Here is a 6,454-nt window from a genome sequence, read left to right as displayed (position 1 = left end):
GGCCCCGGGCGTGTGTCAGCGGGCGCCCAGCGCCACGTAGTCGTACATCCCGAAGGACCCAGTGACGAACACATTGCGGGCATCCGGGTGGCGGTAGAGCAGCGAGCGCGGATAGAGGTAGGGCACGATCACGGCGTGGTCCATGGTCAGCCGGTCGATGCGGTGCCAGATGGCCGCGCGTTCCGCCGGGTCGCCGCTGACGGCCCCCCGGTCGAGCAGGGCGTTGATCTCCGGGTCGTCCAGCTCGCCCATGTTCTGGTTGCCGCGCTTCTTGATGGCACGCCCGTCGACGATCTGCTGGAAGAAGCCGTATCCGTCGGGGAAGTCGGCTCCCCAGCCGAACATGATGATCCCGATGCCGTGCTCGCGCAGGTATTCGGGGCTGCCGCCGTAGCGGTCGAAGTAGTCGCCGGACGGGAAGTCCAGCACCTCGGCCTCGATGCCGACGCGGGCCAGCCCGGCCGCGAGCGCCTCGGCCGCCCGGTACTCCTTGAGGCGGTCCTTGCGGGCCGCGATCTTCGTGCGGAACCCGTCCGGCATGCCGGCCAGGACCAGTTCGGCGCGGGCCGCCTCCAGGTCGCCGGTGCCGTCCTCACCGACCGGGTAGCGGTCGAAGGGCTGGTAGCCGTCGATGGTCGGCGGAAGAATCGTGGTGGCGATGTCACCCCCGACGGGCCCTCCGTACGCCGCCTGCATGGCCGCCTTGTCCGTGGCGAACTGGACGGCGCGCCGGCAGTGCACGTTGTCGAACGGGGTGATCCGGCTGGACAGGCAGTAGATCCAGGTGAAGCCTGTCAGCGGGTTGTCCGCGTTGGCACGCAGCTCGGGGTCGGCCAGGATGCGTTCCTGGACCGCGGGCTGCACCCCGAAGCCGGCGAGGTCGATGTGAGCCTCGCCGGAGAGCAGCATCAGGTCCACCTCGTGCGGGTCCTTGCCCAGGTGCACCTCGATGCGCTCGGCGCGCTGCCGGCGCACGGGATCGGTCGCCGGGTCCCAGTGCGGGTTGCGCTCCAGGACCACGAGCCTGCCCCGCTCGTAGGAGGCGACACGGTACGGGCCGGTCGCCACAGGGCCGAGCCGGTAGCCGATGCCGCTGTCGCGGGCCCGGGGGACCGGGGTGGTGCTCGGCATGGTGGCCAGGAGGTCCATGCCTGCGAAGGGCTCGGCCAGCCTCAGTACCAGGGTGCGGTCGTCGGGGGTCTCCACGGTGAGCGGACCGTCCACGTCGGGCTCGCGCCAGGGGCCGCCGTAGTCGGTACCCAGCAGGTGGCGGAAGTAGGTGGGGCCGACGCCCAGCACGTCCGTACCGTAGTTGCTCCTGGCGATCGCGTACTTGACGTCCGCCGAGACGACGGGGGTGCCGTCCTCGTAGCGCAGGCCGGGGCGCAGCCGGTACGTCCATGTCCGCCCGCCGTCCGAGGCCTCACCGAGCGACTCGGCCAGGTCGGGGACCAGCCGCTGGCCTGCCTTGCCCGGCGCGGCGTCGAAGGTGACCAGGGTCCGGCCGATCAGGCGCAAGAAGTTCCAGGTGTAGGCGTAGTACGTGTTGCCGGGGTCGAGCGAGTCGAAGTCGTCGGTGCGCACCAGACGGAGGGTGCCGCCCAGCGTGTCGGTCGGGGCGACCACGCCGCCGACGGCGGCGTCGAAGCCGGTGGTGCCCGACTGTTCGGTCTCCATGTCCCAGCCCTTCTCGCGGTGATGTCCGGCGCCAGTCTGCGGGTGCACGGGGCCCTGGAGAGGGGCGGGGAGCCGCGGGCGCATAGCCGACGGCGGGTCGGTATAGCGGGAGAGCTGGGTGAGAGGGGGTGAAGAGCCCCGGCTGATTGGCTCGCGTCCCCCCACGCGCGAAGCGGACGCCCGCTTCTCCCACGCGCGACGCGGGCGTCCGGACGAGAGGCGAGTAGAACGTGTCCCGAAGAAAAAAATGGCATATACCTGTCATAGCCGTCGCAGCAGCGGCCCTGCTGGCGGGCTATCCGTCGGTGTCATTGGCGAAGACCCCCACTCCTCCCGCGGGAGCCGCCCAGGGGTGGACCTCGAAGGATGAGGCGGACGCCTCCGAGCCCGGCCCCGCCGAGTTCCCCGAAGCCGTACCCGCCGACGACCGAGCGGCACTGCTCGGCTCCGGCTATCGCACCTCCCACGACCTGGCCTGGACCACCTCGGGTGACGCCACCGGTTTCCATGTCATGGTCGCCGCTGCCGAGGACGGCTACCACTGGCGGACCGCGGCGACCCTGTCCGAGCCCGGTTTCGACACCGACACCTGGATCGGCAACGCCTGCGTCACCGCGTCCGGCGAGCGCGCCGCCGTCACCTACGCGCCCCGAACCTTCACGAACAAGCCCGCGCTGATGGCCCGCGGAGCCTTCACCGCGATCGTCGACCTGACGACCGGCGCGGTCACCAAACTCCCCGTCCAGTCCAGCCTGAGCTACTTCTCGCCCGGCTGCGGGACCACGGAGAAGGCGGTCTTCTCCCAGTTCTCCGACGACGAATCGGAGCGCAACGAGACCCGCCTCGTCGGCGTGGACACCGCGACCGGCAAGGCGGCGAAGCCGCTGAAGCTGCCCGGCCAGGTCACCTCCGCTGTTCCCCTCGCCGGCGGCTACGCCGCCGCACAAGGTGCCCGTCTGGTCCGGGTCGCCGCCTCCGGTGGTGTGCGCGTAGCCTCCCGCACCGCCGCCGTTCCCTTCCAGCTCACCGCAGCCGCGGACGGCTCGGTCGTCTACATCGACCGGCCCGGCACCACCGCCGAGGCCGCGACGACCGGGGCCGCCACCGAGCGGGCCGAGGTGCGGCGCGCCCCCGCCTCGCTCTTCGGCGCCGCCGCCAAGGCCACCGGAACCACCCAGCGCCTGGCCACCGGCGCACTCACCGGCTTCGACCTGGCCCGCTCCGCCCGCACCGGCACGGTGTATGTCACCGGCGAGGCCAAGGTCGCCGGCGCCCTGCCCGCGTCCGTGCGCATGCCCGCAGGTGTGGCCAAGGGCGCAATCCTGTCCACCAGGGGCGACGCCGCTGTCACCACCGCGTGGGCCGACGGCAAGGACTCCCGGATCTCCCCGCAGGAGGCTGCCTCGGCGCGGACCGCCCGGACCGAGATGAAGCTCCTGGGCACCGGACGCAGCGTCACCCTGGACGCCCGGCCCGGTACGACGGTCGGCTCGACCGCGAAGACAGCGGCCGGCCTCGCCACCTCCCCGACACTCACCCGCGGCACCGCCGCGGCGGCAACCCCGAAGCTTGCCGCCGCCTCACCGACCAACCCCGTGGAGGACGAGCGCTACTGCTCGGTGCCCCGCGGAGACGTCCGCAAGCAGGCCTTCCAGCCAACCCCGCGTCAGGTCGAGTGGGCGGTGGACCAGGCCGTGGTGGGGAAACTCAACACGCACGTCTCCCGCGCCGCCAACTGGAAGAACACCGGGATGTCGGCCTACCAGCCGCAGTCCCTCTTCCCCCTCAAGACCATGGCGGGCGACCCCAACGGATCACCTGACGCGGCCGACGGATACCACATTCCCGCGCAGGTGATGCTGGGCGTCACCGCCCAGGAATCCAACATGTGGCAGGCCACCAGGTTCGCCGTACCGGGTGTCACGGCCAACACCCTGATCGGCAACTACTACGGCATCAGCCACGGTTCCGACGGCCAGACTCCGGATCCGTGGGCCATCGACTGGGCCGACTCCGACTGCGGGTACGGCATCGTCCAGGTGACCGACGGCATGCGCAAGGCCGGACACGAGAAGCCCGGCGAGACCGCGCTCTCCGTGCAGAAGCAGGAGGCCGTCGCCCTCGACTACACCGCCAACATCGCTGCGGGCGTCAACATCCTCGTGGACAAGTGGAACCAGACGTACGGCGCCGGGATGACCGTCAACGACGGCGGACCGGAGTACATCGAGAACTGGTTCTTCGCGCTCTGGGCGTACAACTCCGGCTTCTACCCGCAGTCCAGTGCCGGTTCGCACGGCGGCCACTGGGGCGTCGGCTACACCAACAACCCGGCCAACGCGCTGTGGAAGGCCAACCGCACCCCGTTCCTCGAGAACTCGGCGGGCGGGGACGACTACTCACACGCCGCCCACCCGCAGGACTGGCCCTACCAGGAGAAGGTGATCGGCTGGGCGGCCCGCCCGATCTCCGCGATGTTCGCCCCGGGCGACTTCCAGCCCGGCTACCGCGCCGCCTGGTGGACGGATCCGATCTTCCGCACCTCGGCCAAGCCGCCGGTCGGGACGTTCTGCGACTCCTCCAACAACTGCGACCCCAGCAAGATCAAGGACAACGACACCGACACCAACGGGGCGTGCCAGCTCAACAATCCGGCGGACGAGTTCTTCCTGCACTGCTGGTGGAACAAGAAGGCCGTCTGGAAGAACTGTGAGTCGGCGGCGACCTGCGGGTTCGCCCTGCACCGCTTCGACGCCACCTATCCCGAACAGCCCGACGGCAACGCCTACCCGCCCCGTTGCTCCAGCGGGCTGCCCTCGGGTACGTACGTGATCGACGACGTGGCCTCGGGCGTCACCCCGGCCGGTTCGTCCGGGCGCAGTTGCGGGGCGGCGTCCTCGCCCGGCACCTTCGGCTTCACCTTCACGGCCGACGGCGCCAACTACCCGGGCAAGATCGACACCCATCAGATCGGGGCCGGTTACGGCAACCACTTCTGGTTCTCACACACCAGGAACCAGGCGACCTCCGAGGGCGCCAGGATGCGTACGACCGGCACCTGGACCCTCACCAACGGCATGACCGGCTGGGCCCGGGTCTGGGTACACCTCCCCGACCACGGAGCCCACACCCGTCAGGCCTCCTACACCATCTCCGGGACCAACAGCACCAGCCCGGTACGGGTGCACCCGCAGCGCGTCGGGGAGAACAAATGGGTCTCCCTCGGGGTGTTCCAGTTCACCTCCACCCCGAAGATCGCACTCTCCACGCACGCGGCCGACGGCGACGGGTCCGAGGACGTGGCATGGGACGCCGCCGGCTTCCAGCCGCTGTCGGCCAAGCCCAAGGACATGGTCGTCGCGATGGGCGACTCCTACTCCTCGGGTGAGGGCGCCTCGGCGGCAGGCGGCGTCGACTACTACAAGGAGACCAACTACCGAGACCCCAGCAACCCCTCGACCCGCGACGCCTGCCACCGCTCGACAAAGGCATGGTCCCGGCAGGCCACGATCCCGGGCCGTTCGACGTCCGTGGGTTCCATGGACGACAGCCGGTCCGCGGCCATGGACTACCACCTGATCGCCTGCTCCGGCGCCCGCACGTACAACATCGCGAGCGTCGGCGAGAACGGCGAGCTGCCCCAGCTGTCCAAGGGCTACCTCGACCAGAACACCACGCTGGTGACCATCTCCGTCGGCGGCAACGACGCCCGGTTCGCCTACATCATCCAGAAGTGCATCTTCGGTGGCATCGGCTGGCCGACGCTGTGCCAGAACCAGGACTTCGAGGACGACGACTCCCATGTGGACGACGCGGCCTATCAGGGGCTGGACATCGGCGTGGCGGCCGAGCGCCTCGCCAAGGAGCGGGTGCGGCCGGCCATCACCGACGCCCTGAAGAGGATCCAGGCGAAGGCGCCCAACGCCAAGATCGTCCTGATGGGGTACCCGCCGCTCCTGGAGCGGTCGGGGCAGTGCATCCCCGGCATCGGCACAGAGGAGGCCCCCTGGCTGAACAGCATGGCCGGCACCCTCGCCACCGAGATGCAGGGCGCCGTGAACGACGCCAATGCCGCAGGCGCCAAGGCCTGGTTCTCCAACCCCACGCAGAACTTCGCGGGCAAGGCCGTCTGCGGTGATCCCGAACAGGTCCACGGCATCGTGCTGGACCTGGTGGAGAGTGACGAGCCACAGATCGACTGGCCGATCCTGGAACTCGGGGCCTCCGCCCAGTCCTTCCACCCGAAGGTCGGAGGAGCCCGGCTGTACGCGGACTCCCTGGAGCGGACGATGCAGGGCATGGGTCTTTGACCCACGCCACCCGACGGGCCTCCCCGCACGGGGAGGCCCTGTACCGGAGGTGAGTGATGAGACGGGTCTCCCGCCGCGGTGACATCGGAGCGGCCCTGCTGCTGCTCATGCTGGACGCGGTCCTGCTGGCGGTCCTGCTCTTCGGAGTGGTGATCTCCGGGGGCCTGACGGGCAGTCCGGACCGGGCTTCGGCCGGCCATGAGGCGTCCCGGGCCGGGCTGGTCTGCCTGGTCGTCCTGGCCGTCTCCGGTGGCATCGCGACCGCTGTCCGTGCCTGGGCGACAGCGGCGGTGCAGGTGATCGTGCTGGGAGGCGCCGCAGCTCTCGCCTGGACGGGATTCGGCCCGTGACACACCGCCGCGCAGGCCCCCGCCGCCGAGGCTCCGGCCCCGGCTGCCGCGCCTGCCGCGTCCGCCGGATCCGGAACGCCGGTGAAGATGCCCGAACTGGGCGAGTCGGTCACCGAG

At 70.5% G+C, this 6,454-nt stretch carries 3 protein-coding genes; 2 read left to right on the top strand and 1 reads right to left on the bottom strand.

Annotated features, from left to right (window positions below; genetic code table 11):
• Positions 1 to 15: 15 nt before the first annotated feature.
• The gene (locus ACFWFI_RS39835) at positions 16 to 1,677 is read right to left on the bottom strand and encodes an ABC transporter substrate-binding protein (protein ID WP_387400370.1); all 1,662 of its coding nucleotides are present in this window, start codon (positions 1,675 to 1,677) and stop codon (positions 16 to 18) included.
• Between the two features lie 230 nt (positions 1,678 to 1,907).
• Here ACFWFI_RS39835 and ACFWFI_RS39830 point away from each other — a divergent pair, with 230 nt between their 5' ends.
• Entirely contained in the window at positions 1,908 to 5,987 is a 4,080-nt protein-coding gene (locus ACFWFI_RS39830; RefSeq protein WP_387400368.1) for a golvesin C-terminal-like domain-containing protein, read from the top strand.
• Positions 5,988 to 6,043: 56 nt separating this feature from the next.
• Complete coding sequence (locus ACFWFI_RS39825) at positions 6,044 to 6,337, top strand: transporter (RefSeq protein WP_387400366.1); 294 nt, start codon at positions 6,044 to 6,046, stop codon at positions 6,335 to 6,337.
• The last annotated feature ends 117 nt before the right edge of the window (positions 6,338 to 6,454 follow it).

Source organism: Streptomyces sp. NPDC060209, assembly GCF_042728155.1.
Lineage (GTDB): Bacteria > Actinomycetota > Actinomycetes > Streptomycetales > Streptomycetaceae > Streptomyces.
This window is presented reverse-complemented; position numbering and strand designations above follow the sequence as displayed.